25 protein-coding genes and 1 pseudogene are annotated in these 23,138 nt (G+C 36.8%); 9 read left to right on the forward strand and 17 right to left on the reverse strand.

Annotated elements, in window-relative coordinates:
* Positions 1-144 precede the first annotated feature (144 nt).
* Positions 145-2,838, forward strand: coding sequence for a LamG-like jellyroll fold domain-containing protein (locus OVA16_RS17230; RefSeq protein WP_267762013.1), 2,694 nt, complete (start codon positions 145-147; stop codon positions 2,836-2,838).
* 82 nt (positions 2,839-2,920) lie between these two features.
* On the opposite strand, the gene OVA16_RS17235 is transcribed toward OVA16_RS17230, so the two are convergent.
* The gene (locus OVA16_RS17235) at positions 2,921-3,904 is read right to left on the reverse strand and encodes a potassium channel beta subunit family protein (protein WP_267762016.1); all 984 of its coding nucleotides are present in this window, start codon (positions 3,902-3,904) and stop codon (positions 2,921-2,923) included.
* Between the two features lie 124 nt (positions 3,905-4,028).
* On the opposite strand from OVA16_RS17235, the gene OVA16_RS17240 reads away from it, so the two are divergent.
* Positions 4,029-4,676 carry a M20/M25/M40 family metallo-hydrolase gene (locus OVA16_RS17240; protein ID WP_267762020.1) on the forward strand — a complete coding sequence of 216 codons (648 nt, stop codon included), beginning with the start codon at positions 4,029-4,031 and terminating at the stop codon, positions 4,674-4,676.
* Positions 4,663-4,962 (forward strand): M28 family peptidase, encoded by a 300-nt coding sequence (locus OVA16_RS17245; RefSeq protein WP_267762023.1) that lies wholly within the window; start codon positions 4,663-4,665, stop codon positions 4,960-4,962. The genes OVA16_RS17240 and OVA16_RS17245 overlap by 14 nt, the downstream gene beginning before the upstream one ends.
* A gap of 38 nt (positions 4,963-5,000) precedes the next feature.
* Here OVA16_RS17245 and OVA16_RS17250 read toward each other — a convergent pair whose 3' ends face one another.
* The 5 genes from OVA16_RS17250 to OVA16_RS17270 form a co-directional block, all read right to left on the reverse strand.
* Entirely contained in the window at positions 5,001-5,267 is a 267-nt protein-coding gene (locus tag OVA16_RS17250) for a hypothetical protein (RefSeq protein ID WP_138727603.1), read from the reverse strand.
* Between the two features lie 144 nt (positions 5,268-5,411).
* The gene (locus tag OVA16_RS17255; RefSeq protein WP_267762027.1) at positions 5,412-7,025 is read right to left on the reverse strand and encodes a S41 family peptidase; all 1,614 of its coding nucleotides are present in this window, start codon (positions 7,023-7,025) and stop codon (positions 5,412-5,414) included.
* 39 nt (positions 7,026-7,064) lie between these two features.
* Positions 7,065-7,670: a haloacid dehalogenase gene (locus OVA16_RS17260; RefSeq protein ID WP_267762030.1), complete on the reverse strand. Its 606-nt coding sequence runs from the start codon at positions 7,668-7,670 to the stop codon at positions 7,065-7,067.
* A 54-nt stretch (positions 7,671-7,724) separates the two neighbouring features.
* Positions 7,725-8,195: a hypothetical protein gene (locus tag OVA16_RS17265; protein WP_267762033.1), complete on the reverse strand. Its 471-nt coding sequence runs from the start codon at positions 8,193-8,195 to the stop codon at positions 7,725-7,727.
* A gap of 100 nt (positions 8,196-8,295) precedes the next feature.
* Positions 8,296-8,946 carry an ABC transporter ATP-binding protein gene (locus OVA16_RS17270; RefSeq protein WP_267762035.1) on the reverse strand — a complete coding sequence of 217 codons (651 nt, stop codon included), beginning with the start codon at positions 8,944-8,946 and terminating at the stop codon, positions 8,296-8,298.
* A 207-nt stretch (positions 8,947-9,153) separates the two neighbouring features.
* On the opposite strand from OVA16_RS17270, the gene OVA16_RS17275 reads away from it, so the two are divergent.
* From OVA16_RS17275 to OVA16_RS17295, 5 genes are all read left to right on the forward strand, one after another.
* Positions 9,154-9,780 carry a hypothetical protein gene (locus OVA16_RS17275; RefSeq protein ID WP_267762037.1) on the forward strand — a complete coding sequence of 209 codons (627 nt, stop codon included), beginning with the start codon at positions 9,154-9,156 and terminating at the stop codon, positions 9,778-9,780.
* A gap of 78 nt (positions 9,781-9,858) precedes the next feature.
* Positions 9,859-10,155, forward strand: coding sequence for a winged helix-turn-helix domain-containing protein (locus OVA16_RS17280; protein WP_267762039.1), 297 nt, complete (start codon positions 9,859-9,861; stop codon positions 10,153-10,155).
* A 61-nt stretch (positions 10,156-10,216) separates the two neighbouring features.
* Positions 10,217-10,528 carry a hypothetical protein gene (locus tag OVA16_RS17285; protein WP_267762041.1) on the forward strand — a complete coding sequence of 104 codons (312 nt, stop codon included), beginning with the start codon at positions 10,217-10,219 and terminating at the stop codon, positions 10,526-10,528.
* Positions 10,529-10,584: 56 nt separating this feature from the next.
* Complete coding sequence (locus OVA16_RS17290; RefSeq protein WP_267762043.1) at positions 10,585-10,911, forward strand: hypothetical protein; 327 nt, start codon at positions 10,585-10,587, stop codon at positions 10,909-10,911.
* On the forward strand, positions 10,908-12,449 hold the full coding sequence (locus OVA16_RS17295; RefSeq protein ID WP_267762046.1) for a DUF4173 domain-containing protein: 1,542 nt from the start codon (positions 10,908-10,910) through the stop codon (positions 12,447-12,449). The genes OVA16_RS17290 and OVA16_RS17295 overlap by 4 nt, the downstream gene beginning before the upstream one ends.
* A 265-nt stretch (positions 12,450-12,714) precedes the next feature.
* On the opposite strand, the gene OVA16_RS17300 is transcribed toward OVA16_RS17295, so the two are convergent.
* From OVA16_RS17300 to OVA16_RS17320, 5 genes and pseudogenes are all read right to left on the reverse strand, one after another.
* A complete protein-coding gene (locus OVA16_RS17300; protein ID WP_267762049.1) occupies positions 12,715-13,665 on the reverse strand; it encodes a D-2-hydroxyacid dehydrogenase in 951 nt (316 codons plus the stop codon).
* 3 nt (positions 13,666-13,668) lie between these two features.
* Positions 13,669-14,736: a 3-phosphoserine/phosphohydroxythreonine transaminase gene (gene serC / locus OVA16_RS17305; RefSeq protein WP_267762052.1), complete on the reverse strand. Its 1,068-nt coding sequence runs from the start codon at positions 14,734-14,736 to the stop codon at positions 13,669-13,671.
* A 488-nt stretch (positions 14,737-15,224) separates the two neighbouring features.
* Positions 15,225-17,663, reverse strand: coding sequence for a TonB-dependent receptor (locus tag OVA16_RS17310; RefSeq protein ID WP_267762055.1), 2,439 nt, complete (start codon positions 17,661-17,663; stop codon positions 15,225-15,227).
* Between the two features lie 5 nt (positions 17,664-17,668).
* Positions 17,669-18,340 (reverse strand): annotated as a pseudogene (rpe, locus tag OVA16_RS17315) (ribulose-phosphate 3-epimerase).
* 94 nt (positions 18,341-18,434) lie between these two features.
* Positions 18,435-18,614: a hypothetical protein gene (locus OVA16_RS17320; protein WP_267762058.1), complete on the reverse strand. Its 180-nt coding sequence runs from the start codon at positions 18,612-18,614 to the stop codon at positions 18,435-18,437.
* 176 nt (positions 18,615-18,790) lie between these two features.
* On the opposite strand from OVA16_RS17320, the gene rnhA reads away from it, so the two are divergent.
* On the forward strand, positions 18,791-19,270 hold the full coding sequence (rnhA, locus tag OVA16_RS17325) for a ribonuclease HI (RefSeq protein WP_267762061.1): 480 nt from the start codon (positions 18,791-18,793) through the stop codon (positions 19,268-19,270).
* Between the two features lie 110 nt (positions 19,271-19,380).
* Here rnhA and OVA16_RS17330 read toward each other — a convergent pair whose 3' ends face one another.
* The 6 genes from OVA16_RS17330 to OVA16_RS17355 form a co-directional block, all read right to left on the reverse strand.
* Positions 19,381-19,899: a DUF2911 domain-containing protein gene (locus OVA16_RS17330; protein WP_267762064.1), complete on the reverse strand. Its 519-nt coding sequence runs from the start codon at positions 19,897-19,899 to the stop codon at positions 19,381-19,383.
* 143 nt (positions 19,900-20,042) lie between these two features.
* Entirely contained in the window at positions 20,043-21,092 is a 1,050-nt protein-coding gene (gene fbp, locus OVA16_RS17335; protein ID WP_267762067.1) for a class 1 fructose-bisphosphatase, read from the reverse strand.
* A gap of 25 nt (positions 21,093-21,117) precedes the next feature.
* Positions 21,118-21,609 (reverse strand): metallophosphoesterase family protein, encoded by a 492-nt coding sequence (locus tag OVA16_RS17340; RefSeq protein WP_267762069.1) that lies wholly within the window; start codon positions 21,607-21,609, stop codon positions 21,118-21,120.
* Positions 21,610-21,977: 368 nt separating this feature from the next.
* Positions 21,978-22,265 (reverse strand): hypothetical protein, encoded by a 288-nt coding sequence (locus OVA16_RS17345; protein ID WP_267762071.1) that lies wholly within the window; start codon positions 22,263-22,265, stop codon positions 21,978-21,980.
* Positions 22,238-22,684 carry a tRNA1(Val) (adenine(37)-N6)-methyltransferase gene (locus OVA16_RS17350; protein ID WP_267762073.1) on the reverse strand — a complete coding sequence of 149 codons (447 nt, stop codon included), beginning with the start codon at positions 22,682-22,684 and terminating at the stop codon, positions 22,238-22,240. Before OVA16_RS17350 ends, OVA16_RS17345 begins: the two co-directional genes overlap by 28 nt.
* A 35-nt stretch (positions 22,685-22,719) precedes the next feature.
* Positions 22,720-23,103, reverse strand: coding sequence for a VOC family protein (locus OVA16_RS17355; RefSeq protein ID WP_267762076.1), 384 nt, complete (start codon positions 23,101-23,103; stop codon positions 22,720-22,722).
* Positions 23,104-23,138 lie beyond the last annotated feature (35 nt).

A 23,138-nucleotide genomic window follows, 5' to 3' on the forward strand; every position in this document is an offset into this window, starting at 1 on the left:
TCGTTAACCCATATCAGCTTTTGGTAAACCCACTCTTAATTTCTCTAAAAAAGGAAAACATATTTGTACCATGCAATTGCTAAAGTTTGTCTTCGGTTTTATAAAATTCATATTATCAAAATCCATCAATTTAAAATAACGATTATGAAAAAAATTTTTACTCTTACAGTTATATTTTCACTCTTACTTTGGATAACTCAGGTTAAAGCTCAGGTTACCAACGGCTTGATACAACATTTCAAGTTTGACAATTCTTACACCAACGAAGCGGGAAATATTGCATTCTCTGCGGCGTCTTTTACTACAGATAGAGAGGGTGTGCCTAATTCGGCGATATTAATCACAAACGCATTACAATCGCAGGCCGTGATTACGGGACTTCCCTATGGAAATGCAGCAAGAACAATTTCCTTTTGGGCAAAATCTAACGGATATTCTGGCTTAAATTACGATCCGGTTTTTACCTATGGCACAGGTACCAATAGCAATGCTTTTAGCGGAAGTTTTAGTTTGGATAGAGTAGCTATTAACGCACATACCGATAATGCCACTTTTATTTTGGGGTTTGGAAATCAAAACACTGCAGGCACTTGGTATCATTTTACCATGAGCTACGATGGTACTACAGCTAAAATATACCGTAATGGCATGCTGTTGGGAAGTTTAGCAAAAAACTGGAACACCATTAACAACAATGACATTTTTAAACTTGGTGTTGGTGTTGGTGGAGAGCAATGGTTTAATGGCGCAATTGATGATTTAAAAATATTTGACAGAGCAATAACTGATGCAGAAGCCGAGTTACTTTACAAAGGAAACATTGACGTTTGCACCAACTTACTCACTTATTTTAGCTTTAATAGTGGTACATCTGACCAAACAGGAACGGTTCCATTTACCACCACAGACCCTATTTATCCAGTTACTACAACACTAAGCAGATCAGGTGGCGCTGATTATGCCATACAAACTTTTCAAGCAGCTACGCAACCAAGAACAGCTACCATTCCAGGCTTGCCTACTGGAAACAGTGCAAGAACTATTGTATTTTGGTTAAGAACAACTACAGCCTTTTCTACCTCACAAACCTATTTTACTTATGGCAATAACGCCAGTGCCCAAACTTTTGGCTTGTACAATAATGCATCAGGTAATCTTGTTTTTCAAGGATTTGGAGCAGGAAATGATGTTACCACAACTGCAACTATTGCACAAAACACATGGGTTCAAGTTGCCGTAGTACATAACTCTAACATGGTTAAAATTTACACAAATGGCATATTAAGACATAGTTTTACCCCTACCAACACGTTAAACACTGGAAACTCAACCTTTAAAATCGGAGCGTTTAACGGCGCAGTAGATGATTTGGCTATTTATAGCCGGGCATTATCATTCGGAGAAATTGAACACCTTTATAACAACAGCGTTTTAAGCTGTCCAGCTAAACCAGTAATTTCTGCAGTTTCATCAGTGGCTAACACCACCAGTTCAGCTACTATCAACTATAGCCTAAGGGCAAATAATTTACCAACTACCTCGGTAATTAGGTACGGCTTAGCTGCTAATAGTTTAACAGAACAAGTTACCGGTATTACGGCCTCTGGAAACACAGTTACACCAGCAAACGTGGTACTTTCTGGCTTACAAGGCAATACTCAATACTTTTTCCAAATAGAAGCAACTAATAGCGAAGGCTCTACCACAACTACAGGCGATTTTATTACATTTGGCCAAATTGCCAAATACGAATTTAATAACACGTACAACAATGTAAATGGTACCATACCTTTTTCAAGTACCAATACCAGTTTCGGCCCAGATAGAAATAACAATCCAAATAGCGCTTTAATAAGAAGTTCTGCGGTAAATACAAATAGTGCCAGTATATTAAACTTGCCAATTTCTACCACAAGAAGAACAATTTCTCTTTGGGTAAAAAGCACAGACGCTGCAAACAATAGCTCATCTAGAGGAATTTTCTTATATGGCGCTGGTGCCACTGGTGCACTATTTGGCGCATATTTTAATACTAGTGGCGGTATAACTTTTCAAGGTAACAATGACCAAGCCATTACCAATTCAACAATTGTTCAAAACCAATGGTTCCACTTTGCACTTTCTTACGATGGTACAAATGTACGAGCCTATATTAACGGAGACTTAAAACATACTTTTGTAAAACCTTTAGGTACAACAAACAGCGCTTTTTCGATAGGAAATTTTATAGGTAGTTTAGATGATTTGCATATTTACAACTATGTATTGTCTGATACCGAAGTTAACAGTTTGTTCGCAAACAATGCTGTACTACCAGTTAACTTAAAATCTTTTACCGCCAAAGCACAAAACAACTCTGCTATACTTAACTGGGAAACAGCTACAGAAACCAACAACAGTCACTTTATCATCAAAAAAAGTGTTGATGGCGAAAATTTTACCCCTATAACTACCGTAACTGCAAAATTTGCAAATGGCGCTAAATATCAATTTATTGATAATAACCCAGCAAACGGCACCAACTATTATCAATTGTTACAGGTTGATTTAGATGGAAAAACTACAGATCTAGGCGTAAAAACGGTTAGCTTCTCTATCAAAAATATTGTTAAAGCTTTTCCAAATCCTGCCATAGATAAAGTAGACGTTACATTTAGCGCTGGCATTTACAACGCTGCAAAATTAACAGACATAAATGGTAGAGTTTTGCAGCAGATTAGCATTAGCAAATTACAACAAAGCATTACACTAAGCATAGGCAATTATGCTAAAGGCTTGTACCTACTTCAATTAAGTGGCGGTCAAGAAAAATCGACCCAAAGAATAGTTAAGCTATAGTAAATCGTTTACGCTAAAAAAACAGAAACCTATAAAAAAGCAAAAGGGAAGCTCATTTTACATGACTTCCCTTTTTTCATTTTTAAAACTGTGGCACTTCTGGCTTAGTTTTTACTATTTCTTCTATTTGAGCTATTACCTCATCGCTTAGCAAAGGCAACACGTCTAAAACTTGTAAATTTTCTTGCAATTGCGGCACTTTAGATGCACCTAAAATTACCGTACTCACATTTGGATTTTTTAAGCACCAAGCAATAGATAGTTTAGCTAAAGAAACATTCAAGCTATTTGCTAATTCTTGTAAAACTGTAGCTTTCTCCATTCTATCGGCAGCCAATGTTCTGTCTTTTAACCACTCTAAACCCTGCATTCCTAATCTGGTACCTTCTACCCCACTGTTGGTATATTTGCCAGATAAAATACCCGATGCCAATGGCGACCAAATGGTAGTGCCCAAGCCGTGGTTTTTAAATAAGTGCAAATGCTCGTTTTCTAATTTCTCACGCTCAAATAGATTGTATTGTGGTTGTTCCATGGTTGGCCCAATCAAATTATATTGCTTAGCAACCGCAATGGCTTCCATAATTTCTACAGCGCTCCACTCCGAAGTTCCCCAATATAAAATCTTGCCTTGCTGTAGCAGCGTATTCATAGCAAAAACAGTTTCCTCAATCGGCGTGTTTTTATCTGGGCGATGGCAAAAGTATAAGTCAAGATAATCTACCTGCAAACGTTGTAAAGCAGCATTACAAGCTTCAATAATATGCTTGCGAGATAGCCCCATTTGGTTAGGCCCTTTTCTTTCGGCACCAAAAAACACTTTGCTAGATACCACAAAAGTGTCTCGCTCCCATTTTTGGTTTTTAATGATGTTGCCCATCACAATCTCTGATTTACCTTCGGCATACCCTTCGGCATTGTCGAAAAAATTAACGCCAGCATCGTAAGCTACACCCATTAATTCATCAGCTACTTTATCTGTAATTTGGTTGCCAAAAGTTAACCAGCTACCAAACGAAAGGGCGCTTACCTGCAACCCCGATTTTCCTAATCTTCTATATTCCATTTCATGAAAATTTGATGGCAACAATTTAGCAAGTTATCGGCAGACCAAAAACCAATCATTAAGATTTTACAAAAACAAAACTTTATTGCTAGATATTCCTAACTTTAAAAACTAAATAAAATTGATGAAACGAATACTTTTAATTTTGCCATTAGCACTGCAACTAGGTTGCGGATCTGTTAAAGAAGTTAAAACAGCAAATACTCAATTGCTAAAGGATGTTGAAATCTTGTCTTCAGATGAATATGAAGGTCGTAAATCTGGCACCAAGGGCAGCGAGCTTTCTAGGGTATATTTGGTAAAAAGACTAAAGCAAATTGGTTTAGAAGCACATCCCGAGTTGGGGAAATATGAACAAAACTTTGATATTAAAGGACGCAATAGCATTACCAAAGGTGTTAATTTGATTTCGTATGTAAAAGGTAAAACCGATGATGTGATTGTAGTATCTGCACACTATGATCATATTGGTATCATCAATAATGAAATTTATAATGGAGCTGATGATAATGCCTCTGGTGTGGCAGCTCTGCTAAGCTTCGCAAAATATTTTAAGGAAAACCAACCCAATAACACCATCATTTTTGCGCTGTTTGATGCCGAAGAAATGGGGCTACAGGGCGCAAAAGCTTTTGTGGCTAATCCGCCAGTTGCACTAAACAAAATTAAACTTAACATTAATATGGATATGATTAGCCATAACGATAAAGGCGAACTTTATGCGGTTGGTACATTTAAATATCCAGAATTAAAAGAAATTGATTACCACTAATCCTAACATTAAATTATTGTTGGGGCATGACGACCCAAAGCTAGGTCATGATGATTGGACCAACCAAAGTGACCAGGGTGCTTTTAATGCCAAAAACATTCCTTTTATTTATTTTGGAGTAGAAGACCATAAAGATTACCACAAAGCTACAGATGAGTTTAAGAACATTAACCAAGAGTTTTATATCAATGCGGTAGGCGTAATAAAGGAAGTGATTATCAATATAGATAAGCAACAAGATATACAGCGCATTTTTAGAGAAAACCTACAAATGAAAAAGCAGTAGAAAAAAAATCCCAACTTTTAACCAGTTGGGATTTTTTGTTAGAAATCTATATCTACAATAGAGTTAATGGGTACGTGTACATTATTTTTCAATTGGAGGTATTTTTCGGTAACAGACCAAACGGTTGTACTTACTTTTCTGACCCCTTGTTTCGTATTAAAGGCAATATAAGCCTTTGATTTAAACTCATTTCCTAATCTTTGCGCATACGAAAGCTTGGCCAACATCTCCTCAGACAATGGCACATCTGCGGGCAAAAACTCGGTTACGTTTATTTCTTCTTTTTCTATTAATTCACCAATCATAAGTATTACATTTTTAGTTAAACAAGCTTAACAATTTTTTAAAACAATAACAATATCGTATCTTAATTTTTAGACAGTGTTTTGTAAAAATTTAATAGCAAAAAAAAGACCGCTAATGCGGTCTTAATATGTTTTAATGTAGTTTTAATTTTTTAATTTAAACCTGTTTTCTATCATGCCATTAAACTTGTTGCTTAACTCTGCACCAATAACGTTGGAAGAAGATACTGTGTTAAACATTTTAACACTAGACATGGTTGTATTGTTAACCGATTTGGCATTTGGAGCTAACACACTAACAGCCTTAGCTATATAAACATCATTCGGATTTCCAAAATCAAACATTGCGGTACCTGTTGGCACTTCAGCTAAATCATAATCTGGAACCATACCACTATAATAACCACCTTGGCCCAGAGAATTTTTGCTTTCAAATAAAGAATAATAAATATCGTATTTATTCTCTATTGTTATAGGGAAAAAACCAACTGGCTTTCCGTAAGTTTTTCTGCCCACAAGTGTTACGTTAACATGAGGTTTTAAATTATTGATCAATAACTCACTTGCCGAAGCCGTACCTGCAGCAACAATAAATACAATATTTCTTACACCAGTTAACGGTCCAGTTTTCGAAAAACTAATTGTATTGGCACTAACAGAATAATTTACATCAGCATAGGTATCTATCTTGCCATCATTATTTTGATCTTGCACTTTATTATTTACATCTAACAAAGGCTGGTTAGCTAAAATTTTAGCATTACCAGATTGCATAACGCTATTGAAGTGCTCGCTAAACATTACCCCGCTAACGCCAGAAGGTGCAATTAAATTAGTTAGATATTCTGCGGTAGAAACGTAACCGCCGCCATTATATCTCAAATCAATTATCAAATCAGTTACTCCCTCGGTTGCAAAATTTTGAAATATGGGGTCAAACCTAGTATCAGAAGCTGGCGTGTTACGTGTAGCCGGATTAGTTAACTTTGCAAACCTGGCGTAAGAAATATAACCAATTTTCTTCCCGTCGGCATTAATAATACGCGATTTATAAATTGGACTACTCGCATAAGACACCTTAGTTAAATTAGCTGAAAAGGTAGTGCCATCAACACCTCTAACGGCCTCAACGCTAACAGAGTTCTCAACAGCGTTAAGTATAGCAATCCCTTTTTCCTCGGTGTAATTAGTACCGTACTCAATTCCATTAATTTTTGTTAGTTTATCCCCTCTAACAAAGCCAGCTTTATCTGCCGGCGAATTTGGTTCTACCGCTCTTACATACACATTATAGTTTGCTGTAGTACCGTAAAAACCAACATCTAAACCAACGTCATTACCGTTACCTTCTAAATCTACAGAAGCTTCGGGATTGATTACGGCTACAGGGTTTTTATTTGCCTTATCGAAAACGTAAGAAAACTTAGATCTAGTTGCTCCCGTAGTCCATTCAAAGGGATTGGAATATTTGGTTATTTCGAAAAGCGCTTGAGCATAATTCTTAGCGTCTGTTGTTTGAGTAGTATACTGCCGTGGATTAAAAACCTCATAAGTTGGTAGTTTGTCATTCCACAAGTAAACTTCTTTAGCATACAAAAAAATCGAATCTAAACTTAATTGTTGCCTAGTTGCGGTAGGTGTTGTTGTAGGCGGCGTCACCACTGGCGGTGTTACTGTAGGCTCTGTTTTACTCTTTTTACAGGCACCCAAGGCCAACATTGATACCGCAGTTAGGACCAATAAATATCTTTTATTCATTTTATAGTTAATAAGTAGTACTAATTAACGAATTATTTTTTACAAAATTTCTGTTACGGAAAAATTATCTATTGCTAAATCTACGAAATTACTCGCGGCTTGGTTTTCTGAGACAAAAAGCACAACATCTTCTTTTTCAAAACCTTGCTCTGTTAATATGTGTTTTATGGTTTCGCTAGCCGAACCGCTATATTCTACAGTAAAGTATACTTTAAGGTATGGCTCCAATCCATTCCACTCAATTTGCTTCATCTTATTGATCGCTTCCGCCGGATTTCCTTCTACTAGAATAGAAATTGTTCTCCTATCTACCACTACCTCTTGCAAAAGATTGAGTACGTTTTTAAACAATAATAATTTCAATGGCAAACGGGCAGTTTCAAATAGCAAATTAAAGTTTTGCTCGTATTTTTCTGGAATATCAAACTTAGCAGCTGTTTTCTTAAAAAGGCCTAGCTCTCCATTTTCCGTAAATTCCTTACTCATAAAATTAACTATGGCTTTTGCATCTATTTGCTCTGTATAAGCCATAAACTCAGAGAACAAATAATAAACCTGCAGTAAATAATCCTTTTTTGGATACAAAGCATCATCTAAAGTGATGATTAAAGCTTTTTTATTGGAAAGATATTTTTCGAATGACATGAATGAAGTTAAAAGTCAAAAACAAAAAGAAACGTATAGCTAAATTAACTTTTTTCAAGACGGATTAGAGATAGAGATTAACGCTAAATCTTTATTATCATTAACAAATGAATAAAATCCGTTCAAATTTGTGTGGCTATTCAATTGCATTTCAATAGAAGAATAAATCAGTTTACCTTCATTAAAAATACAATAATCTTTAAATTTATTTTGGCTAGGCTGCGGGTTTTCTGGCAATAGTACCTTCAATCCAAATTCGTTAAATAAAACCAATGATTTTGATAAAGCCATTATTTCTGCCTCGTAAAGCGGAAGAAGCATATCTACATCGTTATCTAAACATTTGGTAAGTAAGTTATGTGCCAGAACATCCGCATTCCATGGGCCCAATGCTGCAAAAGCATAAGAACTTGTGCTAATTTTCGGCATATCTCCATAATCTCCTAAAAGGATTTCGGCATTACTAAAAGCTTTGATCAATTTTAAAGCAGTGGCCGTTTTACCGCCAGTAATTAGAATTTTCAATTTTATAAAATTTGGTTAATTGATGATTTTTTCAATTGGTTAACTGTGATTGCTAACGGCCGCTAAGGCATGCAGTTAAACAAGCCATCAATTTCAACAATTAAACAATGTTTCCATCTTTCATGGTTACTACCCTATCGCTAATTTCAGCTAAATCGGCATTGTGGGTTACTATTACAAAAGTTTGTTTAAAGTTATCTCGCAGGCTGATAAAAAGCTGGTGCAGGGCATCGGCATTGGTAGAATCTAAATTACCAGAAGGCTCATCAGCCAATATGATAGAAGGCCGATTAACTAACGCTCGGGCTACCGAAACACGCTGTTGCTCGCCACCCGATAGTTCGCTAGGTTTGTGATGGGCACGTTCTTTTAAACCAAAAAGATCTAACAGTTCGAACGCTCTTTTTTCGGCCTCTCTCTTGCTTTTTTTAGCAATAAACGCAGGAATGCAGATATTTTCTAAAGCACTAAATTCTGGCAGTAAATGATGAAACTGGAATACGAAGCCAATATGCTGGTTTCTAAAAACACTTAAATTTTCGCCAAAAAGCTTGCTTACTTCTCTGCCTTTTAAGGTTACCGAACCAGCATCTGGCTGATCTAAAGTTCCCAAAATATGTAACAGTGTACTTTTACCTGCGCCAGAGGCTCCAATAATACTTACAATTTCTCCTTCGGCAACATCAAAATCAACTCCTTTTAAAATCTCCAGATTTCCGTATGCTTTTTTTATCCCTTTGGCTTGTAACATGATGCAAATGTACAGAATTGTGGATGAATACCCTAAATGGGATTTTAACCATTTAGGGTGCAGGCACAAAATGGTGGAGACACAATATTTTGTGTCTCTAGCAAAAAACCACACATTACATTACACATCATAAACCCAATAAAAATTTAAAAAAATTTGCAAATCAAAAATCCATTCTTAACTTTGAAACACAAAGCACTTTAAAAAATGAACCAACAAGAGCAATTAGATACGCTAAATGATATCCGGAATATCATGAACCGTTCGTCAAAATTTATCTCTTTAAGCGGATTATCAGGTATTTTTGCTGGAATTACGGCATTGGCAGGCGCTTATTTTGCTCATAAAGCTATAGAGAAATATATTGCTGGCGGTTATGGATATGGCATTGATGCGGATTTCAGCATAGAAATAGAACTAATTAAAATTGGCATTATCGTATTACTTATTGCCCTGTTGGGAGGTATATTTTTTACCTACAGACAAAGCAGAAAGAAGAATTTGCCAATTTGGGACAGCACCACCAAAAAAATGCTCATCAACTTGTGCATTCCTTTAGCCGCTGGAGGTTTCTTTATTTTGGCTTTATTGCTTAACCATAGCCATGCAGTGGTGATAATAGCGCCTAGCACTTTGGTTTTTTACGGTCTAGCACTTATCAATGCAAGTAAATACACTTATTCGGATATCAGGTTTCTAGGTATCTGCGAAATTATTTTGGGCATTATAGCGATGTTTAATATTGGGCTGGGCCTATATTTTTGGGCCTTGGGCTTTGGCATACTACATATTTTATATGGCACCATTATGTACTTTAAATACGAGAAAAAATAGAAGGTATAAGGTTTAGTGTGCAGCTCAACACATTAATTGCAGTTACACCACATTTCTAAAATACTCAGCTTAATTAAAATGAAGAACCCGATACAAGCACTGAATAAGATTTTCGACAGCCGGATTAGACTGGGTGTTATGTCGGTGTTGGTGGTAAACGATTCTGTAAGTTTTAATGATCTGAAACAACTTTTAGAACTTACTGACGGCAACCTTGCCTCCCATTTGAATACTTTGGAACAGGCCGAATATATTAAAATGCACAAAGCCTTTGTGGGGCGTAAAACAAATACCACTTACACTATTACAGAACTTGGCAAGCAATCTTTTAAAGGCCATTTAGATGCACTTGAAAAGATGATCAAAGGAATTTAATTTTTTTGAATTTTAACTTTGAAAAACAAAGCACTTTATATTAACTTTAAATAATCAAATCATGGAAACAATGACAACACCTAAAACAACAACAAAACAAAGATTAACGATTACTTTCGGCATTATAGCTTTTATATTAGCTGTACCCTTGGTAGCTATGCAATTTACGAAAGAAGTAGATTGGAAACTCTTTGATTTTATCATTATGGGTACCCTTTTAACGCTTACCGGATTAGCAATAGAAGTGGTAACCAGAAATGTAAAAACTGCGGCATGGAAAATTGGAATTTCTGTAGTCCTCCTTATTTTGTTGCTCCTTACCTGGATTGAGCTTGCCGTTGGTATTTTCGGAACCACTTTCGCTGGGAGCTAAGGCCGCAGGAAAGTATTTTTTTTGAATTATTACTTTGAAATACAAAGCACTTTAAAATGAAGCAAACACCAACTACACTACCAATTATAGCTATCGCAAAGCGATGTGCTAGAATATCATTAGCAACAGGTACCCTGATTTTCTTAGCATTTGCAATCAGTAAAGCCGAAGCCATAATTATTGTAGGTTTCTTTTTTACGTTTATTGCGTGTGCGGCAAACGGCATTGCTTTGCTGGTGCTACTGCTTCATTTAACAGGTAATAGGTCTTATTGGCAACAAATTTTTAACGCAATAATTATCGTACTCAGCAATATACCCATTGCCATGTTATTCGCTTGGCTCTCTATCCAAATAGCTGAATTAAATCATATCAACTTATGACACAAAAAATTGATTACCGACTGCCGCTGATGCTATTTGGCGGCCTACTGTTCCAGCTTTTGTTTTGGGACGAGTTTTTAGGGCTAAATTTACTCATCTATACCTTATTTATATTGGCCATTACCTTTACAGATAAGGATATTCCGTTTCACAAAAACAAACTGCATACTGCCCTGCCGCATTTAGCTATTACACTTTACATAGTTTACAACAACTCTACCCTTGCTATAATTACTTGGTTTATTACTTTGCTGGTTTATTTAGGCACTGCACATTTTGTGTTGCTAAAATCTAGCGTAACCGCATTGTTTTGGGGTATTTTACAAGTAATAAGTGGCCCCTCGGGTATAGTTAGCAAATTACGCAAAACCAAGTTAGGCAAGGTAAATTTTAAACCTATTTTAAAGCCAATTAAATATGTGGTATTGCCTTTGGTAATGGTGGTAATTTTCTGTTCTCTGTATAGCATAGCCAATCCTATTTTCGAAAAATACATACGTTTAATCACAGACAACATTAGCTATTTATTCCATACCATCTTCAACTTTTTGTTTATAGATATTAGCTTGCCTAAATGCTTATTTATAGTGCTGGGCATTGGTATTACGGCAGGCATAATAGTTAGTGTTGATAGTAAGTTACTTGATGAAGTAGAACTTGGAAAACGTGATGAATTAATTAGGGAACGCAGAGAACAGAACAAACCATCGCTATTTCAAGATTTTAGGATGTTGTTGGCGGGAAATCAGATCAAGAAAAAGTTGGCGCTTAAAACCGAAAACATTGTTGGTATCATCTCATTTGTTGCACTCAATTTGTTGCTTCTTTTTCTAAATGCAATTGATATTTCAACGCTTTGGCTTAACAACGCATCTGCTGTGGGTAAAAACTTTTCTGCCGAACTACATGATGGCACCAATACTTTGATTTTCAGCATTGTAATTGCTATGCTTATTATTGTTTACTTCTTTACTGGAAACCTTAATTTTTATAGCAAAAATAAGTTTATCAAAACATTGGCCTATTTATGGATTGCCCAAAATGCCTTCCTAGTACTTTCTGTTCTACATAGAGACTATGATTACATCTTCTATCATGGCTTAACATATAAACGAATTGGCGTAGCCGTATTTGCAACTTTAAGCTTTATTGGGCTGGCCTCGGTTTATATCAAAATAGCCAAGCAGAAAACAATTTTCTTTCTATACCGCATTAATTCAAAAATATGGTACGTGTTATTAGTAATACTCAGCTTTGTAAACTGGGATGTTTTAATTCTGAACTACAACCTACAAAACGCCAATCAAATTGGAATAGATGTAAACCATTTGATGAGCTTTTCTCACAAAACCCTACCCCTACTACAGAAAAACAGAGAAATATTACTTAAACAAGCGCTAATAGATGCCGAAAAAGAACAGGCTAGTCATGATGAAATAACCGCAGCAGTAGACTCGGTAGCTACAGGCGTTGCAATAGTTGCAGCAGAAGGCACAAACGCAAAAGCGCCACTAAGCAAAGTTAAAAAAAAGCGATAACAATTAAAAATGCAAAAGATGCCTTTAACCAAAGGCTAAACGATAAGATAGCGTACTTTTTACAAGATCAGCAAAAAGGTTCGTGGCGTTCGTTTAGTTATTTGAATTGGGAGGTAGAAAAAAGCCTCAAGCGCCTGCCTTAAACAACTTTTCTGGTATTTTCTATCTATACAAGGCTTTCCACCCCTAATAAACAATTTGTATAAAACGCAAAAGCCCACGATTAAAAAAATCGTAGGCTTTTGTGCTTATTGGTAAATACCAATTAACCTTTAAAATGATCTATAATCAAATTAGCTAATTCTGTACCGATACGCTCTTGGGCCTCGTTGGTAGAAGCGCCAATATGCGGTGTTAACGAAATTTTTGGATGCGCCAATAATTCAGCAGCCGGAGTTGGCTCATTGTCAAACACATCTAAACCAGCAAAGGCAACTTTACCCGAGTTCAAAGCTTCAATTAAAGCAGGCTCGTCAATAGTGCCACCACGTGAGCAGTTTACCACACCCACACCTTGCTTCATCGCTGCAAATTCAGCAGCGCCTAAAATAGGTTTATCGGCAAATGGTGTATGTAACGAGATAAAATCACTGTTTGCAATTACCTCTTCTAAAGAAACGGTATTTACCGGAATATCAACCTTAATACCTAAAGTTAAATTCAAAGTAATGTTGCCACTAAAAGGAAATAAATCGTAAGCTAATACGTTCATTCCCAATCCTAAAGCTACCGCAGCAGTTTCTCTACCAATTCTACCGAAACCAATGATACCGATAGTTTTACCTCTTAGCTCGACACCTTTTGCGTAAGCTTTTTTAAGATCGTTGAATTTAGCACCACCTTCTACAGGCATTTTGCGGTTAGCATCTTGCAAGAAACGTACGCCAGTAAACAAGTGAGCAAACACCAATTCTGCAACAGATAAAGATGAAGCCGCAGGCGTATTTACCACCGCAATACCTTTAGATCTTGCGTAATCAACATCGATATTATCCATACCCACACCGCCTCTACCTATTAAACTAAGGTTAGGGCAAGCATCTATTAATTCTTTTCTAACTTTGGTAGCACTTCTTACAGTTAAACCATCGTAGTTTTGTAATGCTGCTACTAATTGATCTTGAGGCACTGTTTGTGTTTCTACCGTATGCCCAGCATCTTCTAATAATTTTTTTCCTATTGGATCTATGCCATCATTGGCAAGTATTTTAGCCATTTTTTATTTTTTATGTTTTTCTTCGAAACTTTGCATTAAATCTATGAGCGCATGTACGCTGGTAATTGGAAGTGCATTATACATCGATGCTCTGAAACCTCCAACACTTCTGTGTCCTTTTAAGCCTTCAAAACCATTTTCATCAGCATATTTTGCAAAAGGTTTTTCCAATTCTGGATCTTCCATTACGAAACAAACATTCATACGAGAACGATCTTCTACGGCACAGGTTCCTTTAAACAAAGTGTTTCTATCAATTTCTTTGTAAAGTGCATTTGCTTTAGCAATATTTTCTTTCTCCATTTCGGCAACGCCACCCTTAGATTTTAACCATCTTAGGTTTAACATGGCTGTGTAAATAGAAAATACTGGCGGCGTGTTGTACATAGAACCACCATCAATGTGCGATTTATAGTCTAACATCGAAGGAATAGCTCTTCCTGTTTTACCTAAAATTTCATCTTTGATAATTACGATGGTTAAACCAGCAGGGCCAATGTTTTTCTGTGCACCAGCATAAATCAAATCGTATTTGGCAACGTCAATTTCGCGGCTCATAATGTCTGATGACATATCGCAAACCACAGGAACTTTAGTTACCGGCAATTCGAATAACTCGGTACCGTAAATGGTATTGTTAGAAGTATAGTGGAAATAAGCACTATCTTCTGGAATTACGTAATCTTTAGGAATGAAAGTGTAGTTAGCATCTTTTGAAGAAGCTACCACATTGGCTTTACCGAAAAACTTAACTTCTTTAAGTGCTTTGGTAGCCCAAACGCCTGTATCTAAATACGCAGCAGTTCCACCTTCTGGCAATAAGTTCATCGGCACCATAGAAAACTGCAGGCTTGCACCACCTTGTAATAACAGTACGGAATATCCGGAAGGTACATTTAAAAGTTCTTTTACCAATTTTACGGTTTCCTCTACCACACCATCAAATTCGGGTGAGCGATGGGAGATTTCTAAAATTGATAATCCGTCTTTAAAATCTAGTACTGCAGCAGAAGCCTGTTTAAAAACTTCTTGCGGTAAAATACATGGACCAGCTCCAAAATTATGTCTCATTTTTATTGTTTTTGATTGGTGTAAAATTAACACTTTGATATTAATTATTCGGCTTTTTTATCAACTAAATAATCAACATGACAATAGTTTAAGAAAAAGGAAAAACCGAATTGTAGCATATTAACAACTAACTATACAAAATTACCTTTAACTAACAAGCAATATTATCAAATTAAGGATTTTTTTCGAAAAGCAGTGGTAATAGTTCTTAGGCTAATGTAGCCCCGTTTTACGCTTTACTTCTCCCGATAAAACCTGTGAAAAAGACAAGCATACAATAAAACAACAAAATACTGAAGGTTAAATCGGGATCGTGTTCGCTGCAACCGGGTTTAGTTAACTAACAACTGTGCACAACACTTGCTTGCCAAACCCGATAGTAGCGAACACGTTTGGCAAACCTGTGTGTTTGCCGACGAAGTAAAGCGAATAGCGGGACTGCCATTAAAAAATGTGAAGAACACTGATTTTCAAGAAAGAATAAAAACTTAGTTGCCTTTCAACTTAAAAACCAACTTAAAATTCAGTTGCCTACCAGTTAAATAATTAGGAATAGCGTAATTAACATTATTCACATCTTTAAGCCAAAGGTACGATACGGTATTATTGATATTCAACAAGTTAAACACCTCCGCATAGGCAATTACGCTACTAAAATATTTGCTTAAAAACTGGGGTTTCTTTATGGCCTGTGCATCTAAAAAATCGTTAGAAAAACCAATATCTACCCTGCGGTAAGCGGGGATACTAAAATCGTCTGTATAGGCAGCGATTTGTGGAGAACCTATGGGCAACCTCGAACCGTACAACAAATTTAAGTGTACTTTGTAAGTTGGACTATTAAACAATCGATCCTGAAAAAACATGGAAAAATTTACGCGTTGGTCGGTTGGTCTTTTTAAATAGCCAGGGTAAATGGTTTCGTTTTGACCATTTGCGTTTCGTTTTACATAGCTATCTCCTATTACATCCTGATTGGCACTTAAAAATGAAAGCCTAAAAAACGACATCAAGTCTTTAACTAACTCACCGCCTAGCGAAAAATCTGCTCCATAGGTATGGCCTTTAGCTACTTGATTTGCCAAATATTTTACCCTTACGTTATCAATGGTGTAAGGAATCATTTGGTCTGCATATTTATAATATACTTCTGAAGTAAACTTTAACCTAGTTCCCAATCCAGTAAATGCTACATCATACCCCGCAGAAACATTGTAAGAACGTTGCGACTTTTGATTTAAAAACAAAGAGCCATCTAAACCTCTAATGCTTCTGTAACTTGGCGCCTGGCGGTAAATACCTGCGGTAAACCGCCAAAGTTTATATTCTTCTGGTCGGTACAGCATCAACAACCTCGGGCTTACCAAAACCTCTCCACTTAAATTGTTATAGCTAACACGAGCGCCCAATTGTACATCGGTTTTACCAGAAATTGCATAGCTATCTTGTAAATACGCAGAAATAGAATTGATTTTGAGTTGATTGTTAGATAAAATGGCATTTTCGAAAGTAAAGGAATTGGTGTTTGATGGCAAAATATAACCCGCAGAGTCGATGTAACTATATTCGTTCATTTGATCTACGTACTTTGCCTGTTCAAATCTAGCGCCATAAGTAAAACTGTGCTTCCCTGTTTGATGTTCTACTTTAAGTTCGGTGCTTGCAATGGTAGAATTTAGGCTGTTACGGGCATAACTGTAATAGCTGCCCAATCCTCTGTTTTTTCTAACCGGGCCAAAACCGCCATCGCTGTAATTGTTATCTATTTCCTCGAAAACATAATTGCCATCAATATCAAACTTTTCGCGTTCTACAATTTCGAAATAACTATTGATCCATTTTATAGATACGTTTTTGTTTGGGTTAAACAAGCCTGTAACAGCGCCTCCGTAAGTATAGTAATCGTCTATTTCCTGTCCTTCGTAGTCTACTTTTAAACGTATTGGGTTATTGATGGTTCCAAACTGGGTTTCTCTACTCTCCGGCACCAACCTAAAACTTCCAGAATTAAAATTCAACAAGGTATTGATACTGAATTTAGCGTTGAAATTATGTTGATAAAGCGCCTGAAAATCGTTAAAACTTGGACGGTAACTTCCTCTAGTATCTTGTGTGCTTAAAATATTTCTATTGTCTTTTCTTCTAAAGCCAAGCAACAGGTGGCTGTTTTTAAATGACTTTTTAGCCGTGGCGGATATGCCCATTAAGCCAGCTGTTAGGATATATTCGCTACTATCTGGTTGATTATACTTCACATCCAAAACAGAAGAAAGCTTATCGTTATATCGGGCATTAAAGCCACCAGCAGAAAAACGGGCGCTACTTACAAAATCTGGATTGATGAAACTTAAACCCTCTTGCTGACCATTTCTAATTAAAATTGGTCGGTTAATTTCGATATCGTTCACATAAATCAGGTTTTCATCAAAACTACCTCCGCGAACACTGTATTGCGAACTCAGCTCGTTATTGGTAGAAACGCCGGGTAAGGTTTTTAAAACGGCTTCGAAATTCATAGAAACCGTAGGTAAACTGGGTACATCAATAATACCAACGCTTTGCGCATTATTTAACTGCGTTTGTTTATTGGTTACTTTTACTGTTTTAAGCTCCTTAACATCGGGCTTTAAAACCACATCTTTTTGAACCTCAACACCTTTGCTTTCGCTAAATTTGATGGTTTCTATACGAAATCCAACCAGTTTGAAACGTAAGCTAAAATTTGACAAACGAGATTGGATGCTGTACTTTCCTTGCTCATCAGTAACTGCTGTAGCGGCCAAACCTACTAAAGAAACGGTAACTTTTGGTAGAGGTTGATTTTTCTCATCTTTAACCACACCAGTAATTTTCACTACCGATTGTTGGGCAATTACAGCGAACGATGAAAATAATAACAGCAGCAAAAAAAGCGCTTTTTTTGTCATTAGGTTTAGCTGTGTTGTAAATTAGTTTGAACTTGCTTTAATTCTGCGATCATTTGCGTAGGGCTTGGGGCTGCAAAAACCGCATTACCCGCTACAAAAACATTAGCACCCGCCTCAATTAACGAACCTATGTTATGAATACCTACGCCACCATCTACCTCTATCCACAAATTTGGATTAACCTGCAAAGCCATTTGCTTTAGTTCTCTTACTTTAGTTAAGGTTTGTGGAATAAACTGCTGGCCCCCAAAGCCTGGGTTTACCGACATGACCAAAGCCAAGTCGATATCTTGCAACACATCTTTTAACAAAGCAACCTATGTATGTGGGTTTAAAGCCACACCTGCTTTACATCCCACAGATTTGATCAATTGAATGGTACGGTGCAAATGTGTACAAGCTTCATAATGAACCGTAATTACATCGGCTCCTGCCTTTGCAAACTCAGCAATATACCTATCTGGATCTACAATCATTAAATGTACATCGAACGGTTTTTTTGCATGTTTTTTAGCTGTATTAATTACTGGAAAACCAAATGAAATGTTCGGCACAAAAACACCATCCATTACATCTACGTGAAACCAATCTGCTTCACTCTGGTTAATCATTTCTATATCGCGTTGTAAGTTGGCAAAATCTGCCGATAATATGGATGGGGCAATTAGGTGTTTCATTGATTTTGATTTGTCGTAATTGCGAGGTACGACGCAATCTTTTTAATTATTTTGTTTTAGGATTGCTTCATACGTCGCAATGACGGATTTTTGTTTATTTCTTATGAATGATTTTAGCTGATTTTAACACCATATTCAATTTCATCAACCTAGTCATTGCATGAAAACGTTCAGTGTAAGAACTAGACAAAGCCTTACGTAGCAAATCCTCTTCTGCCTTTTTATAGTCGGCTTTAGGTTCTTCTAGCATATTTTTACGATTGTCTAATTTCATTACTGCAAGGTACAAAAGAAATTTAAAGAGTTGATTAGCTTAATTGACTGAAAGTTCATTTATGGAAAAAAAACAGGCAAAAAGCATTTTCTGTATCGGCAACAAATGGCAAACGGTATCTTTTTCCACATCCATAACCAAGTTTCGTGCATAAAACTTAGCTTTGTTGATACAATATGATAGAAATTTACACAGACGGAGCAGCAAGCGGAAATCCAGGTCCTGGCGGTTATGGTGTAATCTTACGCTCGGGCAAACATTACAAAGAAATAAGCGGTGGTTTTAGAATGACTACCAATAACCGCATGGAACTTTTGGCCGTAGTAGTTGCTTTAAAGGCGCTAAAAACGCCAGGGCAAGAAGTTGTTGTATTCTCCGACAGTAAATACGTAGTAGATTCTGTAGAAAAAGGTTGGGTTTTTGGCTGGGTACAAAAAGGCTTTAAAGATAAGAAAAACAAAGACTTATGGTTGCAATACCTTCAACAACACAAGCTGCACAAAGTGAAATTTAAGTGGATTAAAGGCCACAATGAACATCCAGAAAACGAACGTTGCGATCGTTTGGCGGTAGCGGCATCGCAAGATAAAGCCAATTGGGCTATTGATGCAGCATTTGAAGCAGAAAGAAATAATAGCGCTAGTAAGTTACTATAATTAGAAAATTTCTTTTGAACTGCGATCGTCATTTCGAACGCAGAGAGAAATCCAACTACTAAACTATTCGCTAGATCTCTCTTCGTTCCTTTTCGCAAATGACGACTTGTTTACTTCACGCTAACTGGTACAGAAACCTTATCCCAATCTAAAGCAAAACCTTTTTTAGTTACTTTATAAACCAATCTTTCTTGCGTTTCTTTTAAAGGTTTCACTTTTACATCTACCCTTAAAGCATCTTTAGCTTCTTGGTATTTGTAAGCGCCCCATTGCTTAGGTTCTTTGTTAAAAATGGCTGTCCAAGTGCCGCTTTCTCTAGGAATTAAGAAAAAACTATATTTTCCAGCTGGCAAAGCTTTACCTTCTACCTTAATGTCTTTGTCTGTTTCAAAAGTAGTGGCGTCATTTGCACCAGCACGCCAAACTTTATCGTAAGCCTCTAAACCGCCCCAAATTTTACGGCCTTTAACCGCCGGGCTACTGTAATTAATGGTAATGTTTGCGCCACCAATTTTACCTGTTGCAGTTGCCGCCGGACTAGGCTTCGGCTTGGCATCTTGCGCCATTGCACCTACCGATACAAAAAGAGCAAGTGCTGCGCTTGCCATTACTTTAAATGTTGATTTCATGATCTTTAATTTTAATATTCTTTGCTACTAAGTTAATTGTAAAAATTCCAAAAAAGCTAAATCAACAATAAAATTACGCAACAAAAAAGCGAACGTTTCCATTCGCTTTCTCAAAAAATCAAAATTATTTAACCGAAAAATCTTTAGGCAGATTTGGTATCAAGAGTGTCAACCGTTAATTTTTCAACTGGAGAAAACTCTGCCATAAATTCCTCTGCCTTTTTTACCATTTTAGGAGAGCCCACAAAAATAGCCACGCGTTGGTGTAGTTCTGTAGGTTCTATATCCAAAATCCTATTTAAGCCATCAGAAGCAATACCACCGGCCTGTTCAATAATAAACGCCATTGGGTTACATTCGTACAATAAGCGCAACTTGCCTTTTGGCGAAGCTGCCGTAGTTGGATACATATAAATTCCGCCCTTAATTAAACTTCTGTGAATATCGGCCGCCATAGCGCCAATGTATCTTGAAGTGTAAGGCCTACGAGTAGCTGCATCTTCTGTTTGGGCGTATTTAATATATTTTTTTACTCCTTCTGGAAAATGCACATAGTTACCTTCGTTAATAGAATAGATTACACCATCATCAGGTATTTTCATGTTAGGATGCGAAAGACAAAACTCTCCTATAGATGGGTCTAAAGTAAACCCGTTAACTCCTTTACCAGTAGTATACACCATCATGGTAGATGAACCATAAATTACATAACCAGCCGCAACCTGTTCGGTACCTTTTTGCAAAACATCAGCTAAAGTTGCTGGTCCATCTGTAGATTTTCTCCTGTAAATAGAAAAAATGGTGCCTACGGTTACGTTAATATCGATATTCGAAGAGCCGTCTAATGGATCTATACAAACAATGTAACGGGCATTTTTAGAAACTGGCGATTCAATACGTACGAAATCATCTTCTTCTTCAGAAGCTACAATACAACACTCGCCACCACTAGTTAAAGCAGAAATAAACTGTTCGTTAGCATAAACATCTAGTTTTTTTTGATCCTCTCCCTGTATATTAACAGTATCCGCATCGCCTAAAATATCTACTAACCCAGCTTTATTTACTTCGCGGTTTACAATTTTTGCGGCAATACCAATATCCCGCAACAAGCGAGAAAGCTCTCCTTTTGCATACGGAAAGTCCGCTTGCTTTTCAATAATAAACTGTCCTAATGTTTTTATACCCGACATGATTTTACTTAGTGTACTTTTTACGTTATCTATCTCCTAATTCTATGGCCTCTAAGGTATGTATTTTTTCGTCGGAAATGCAAAAGCGAATCAAAGTTCTTTTTTTGTGCCAGCCGTGTTTTCCTGCCGCACCGGGGTTAATATGCAAGCATTGTATTTTTTTATCGAACATTACTTTTAAAATGTGTGAATGCCCAGAAATAAAAAGCTGCGGAGGCTTAGTGTAAATTTCTTTCTTCACATTAAGCGCATAACGATCGGGATACCCACCTATGTGTGTCATCCAAACATCAACCGCTTCACAACTAAAACGATTATGCTCTGGAAAGACCGCCCTAATAGCTGCATCATCAATATTTCCATAAACTCCACGCAAAGGTTTAAATGCGGCTAAAGGTTCAGCTACGTTCGGCCCAAAATCGCCAATATGCCAAATCTCATCCCTATCATCAAAGTATTTAAACACCGCATCGTCTAAGTAGCCATGTGTATCAGATATTAAACCTATTTTTTTCATTTATTTGAGATGTGGGTATTGAGTATTGAGTATTGAGTACAACTGCAAACCTAAATGATTGTTTTTTGAAAAGCAATTTAAATGCTACTAGGCAAAATGGGTCGGGCTTTACGCTGTATCTCTTCGCTAGCCATCCTGTCATTCCAAGTTAGAAACAATCTATTTACCGACTGCTAAACGAAACAGAAAAACATTAAGCGAAGAGGATGCCGCTGCAATCCCGTTTATTTTAGAAAAGGCAATGCAAAAAAACTGTCAGTCATAGATCGTCATTGCGAGGAACGAAGCAATCTTAAAGCGCATTAATGGTTTGCAGGCGTTGTAAGATTGCTTCGTCGTACCTCCTCGCAATGACGAAAAGAGCAAAATCAATAAGCCAAAAAGAAATCCTTAAGCAACGCTTCGTAAGCTATTGTATATTTCTTTTCGCTCTCGTAAATTATAAAATCTTCTTCTAGCAAAGCTGATTTATTTCTTCCTAAGCAAACAATTCGTCTAAATTCTGGCTTAGTAACATCAGAGCGAAGTTTAATTACTTTCTGCAAAAACAAACCATAATCTTCGCCCTTGGCTACCAAAAATTCAGCTTGTTTAATGGGTAATACAAACCAAAAAGAACCTACGTCACTCAATAACTCTTCAACTTTCTTAACCAACTCGGCAAAGAAAGCTTACTACTGGCGTGTCTAGCTATTTCCTTTTTAGGTTCGGCATTTTTATAATCGTTTACAAAAAACGGAGGATTGGTCACAATAAGATCGAATTTTTCTGGACTGTTGAATTGTTCGATTGATATATTGTTGTTTGTTAATCGTTCACTAAAAACTGAATTCTCAAAATTTCTACTAGCAGTTGCTGATGCTTGTTCATCAATTTCTACCGCATGAACTTGAGCTTTTGGAAAACGCTGCGCCAACATTAAAGCAATTACACCTGTTCCTGTACCTACATCTAAGATCCGCTCTGCATTTTCATGTTGCACCATAGCTCCCAACAACACGCCATCGGTATTGATTTTCATAGCGCAATCGCTTTGGTCTACCTCAAATTGCTTAAAACGGAAGATATTTTTCATTTTTTTACCACAAAGACACTAAGGACACAAAGATATTAGCTTTCATAAATCTCCAACGGCAATCCATCAGGATCTGCAAAAAAAGTGAACTTTTTCCCTGTAAACTCGTCAATCCTAATCGGTTCGGTTACAACACCTCTTTCATTTAAAACCCCTGCCACTTTTTCAACATCATCAACCGCAAAAGCTAAATGACGCAAACCTTGCGCTTCTGGTCTAGATGGCCTTTCTGGCGGATTTTCAAAAGAGAACAATTCAATTTGATAAACGCCATCCACAGCTAAATCCAACTTCCAAGATTTTCTTTCTTCCCTAAAAACCTCTGCTAAAACCGTAAAACCTAGTTTGTTTACATAAAAATCTTTTGAACGTTCATAATTAGAACAGATAATAGCGATATGGTGAATGCGGTTGAACATTTTTGAGTTTTTAAGTCCGAGGTCGGATGTCCGAA

Origin of the sequence: Pedobacter sp. SL55 (assembly GCF_026625705.1) — a bacterium.
Classification (GTDB): Bacteria; Bacteroidota; Bacteroidia; order Sphingobacteriales; family Sphingobacteriaceae; genus Pedobacter.

Bases quoted from the DNA above. Each gene is read 5' to 3' on its own strand.
- OVA16_RS17230 (WP_267762013.1), top strand. From the start codon at position 145: ATGAAAAAAATTTTTACTCTTACAGTTATATTTTCACTCTTACTTTGG.
- OVA16_RS17235 (WP_267762016.1), bottom strand. From the start codon at position 3,904: ATGGAATATAGAAGATTAGGAAAATCGGGGTTGCAGGTAAGCGCCCTT.
- OVA16_RS17240 (WP_267762020.1), top strand. From the start codon at position 4,029: ATGAAACGAATACTTTTAATTTTGCCATTAGCACTGCAACTAGGTTGC.
- OVA16_RS17250 (WP_138727603.1), bottom strand. From the start codon at position 5,267: ATGATTGGTGAATTAATAGAAAAAGAAGAAATAAACGTAACCGAGTTT.
- OVA16_RS17255 (WP_267762027.1), bottom strand. From the start codon at position 7,025: ATGAATAAAAGATATTTATTGGTCCTAACTGCGGTATCAATGTTGGCC.
- OVA16_RS17260 (WP_267762030.1), bottom strand. From the start codon at position 7,670: ATGTCATTCGAAAAATATCTTTCCAATAAAAAAGCTTTAATCATCACT.
- OVA16_RS17270 (WP_267762035.1), bottom strand. From the start codon at position 8,946: ATGTTACAAGCCAAAGGGATAAAAAAAGCATACGGAAATCTGGAGATT.
- OVA16_RS17275 (WP_267762037.1), top strand. From the start codon at position 9,154: ATGAACCAACAAGAGCAATTAGATACGCTAAATGATATCCGGAATATC.
- OVA16_RS17280 (WP_267762039.1), top strand. From the start codon at position 9,859: ATGAAGAACCCGATACAAGCACTGAATAAGATTTTCGACAGCCGGATT.
- OVA16_RS17285 (WP_267762041.1), top strand. From the start codon at position 10,217: ATGGAAACAATGACAACACCTAAAACAACAACAAAACAAAGATTAACG.
- OVA16_RS17290 (WP_267762043.1), top strand. From the start codon at position 10,585: ATGAAGCAAACACCAACTACACTACCAATTATAGCTATCGCAAAGCGA.
- OVA16_RS17295 (WP_267762046.1), top strand. From the start codon at position 10,908: ATGACACAAAAAATTGATTACCGACTGCCGCTGATGCTATTTGGCGGC.
- OVA16_RS17300 (WP_267762049.1), bottom strand. From the start codon at position 13,665: ATGGCTAAAATACTTGCCAATGATGGCATAGATCCAATAGGAAAAAAA.
- serC (WP_267762052.1), bottom strand. From the start codon at position 14,736: ATGAGACATAATTTTGGAGCTGGTCCATGTATTTTACCGCAAGAAGTT.
- OVA16_RS17310 (WP_267762055.1), bottom strand. From the start codon at position 17,663: ATGACAAAAAAAGCGCTTTTTTTGCTGCTGTTATTATTTTCATCGTTC.
- OVA16_RS17320 (WP_267762058.1), bottom strand. From the start codon at position 18,614: ATGAAATTAGACAATCGTAAAAATATGCTAGAAGAACCTAAAGCCGAC.
- rnhA (WP_267762061.1), top strand. From the start codon at position 18,791: ATGATAGAAATTTACACAGACGGAGCAGCAAGCGGAAATCCAGGTCCT.
- OVA16_RS17330 (WP_267762064.1), bottom strand. From the start codon at position 19,899: ATGAAATCAACATTTAAAGTAATGGCAAGCGCAGCACTTGCTCTTTTT.
- fbp (WP_267762067.1), bottom strand. From the start codon at position 21,092: ATGTCGGGTATAAAAACATTAGGACAGTTTATTATTGAAAAGCAAGCG.
- OVA16_RS17340 (WP_267762069.1), bottom strand. From the start codon at position 21,609: ATGAAAAAAATAGGTTTAATATCTGATACACATGGCTACTTAGACGAT.
- OVA16_RS17350 (WP_267762073.1), bottom strand. From the start codon at position 22,684: ATGAAAAATATCTTCCGTTTTAAGCAATTTGAGGTAGACCAAAGCGAT.
- OVA16_RS17355 (WP_267762076.1), bottom strand. From the start codon at position 23,103: ATGTTCAACCGCATTCACCATATCGCTATTATCTGTTCTAATTATGAA.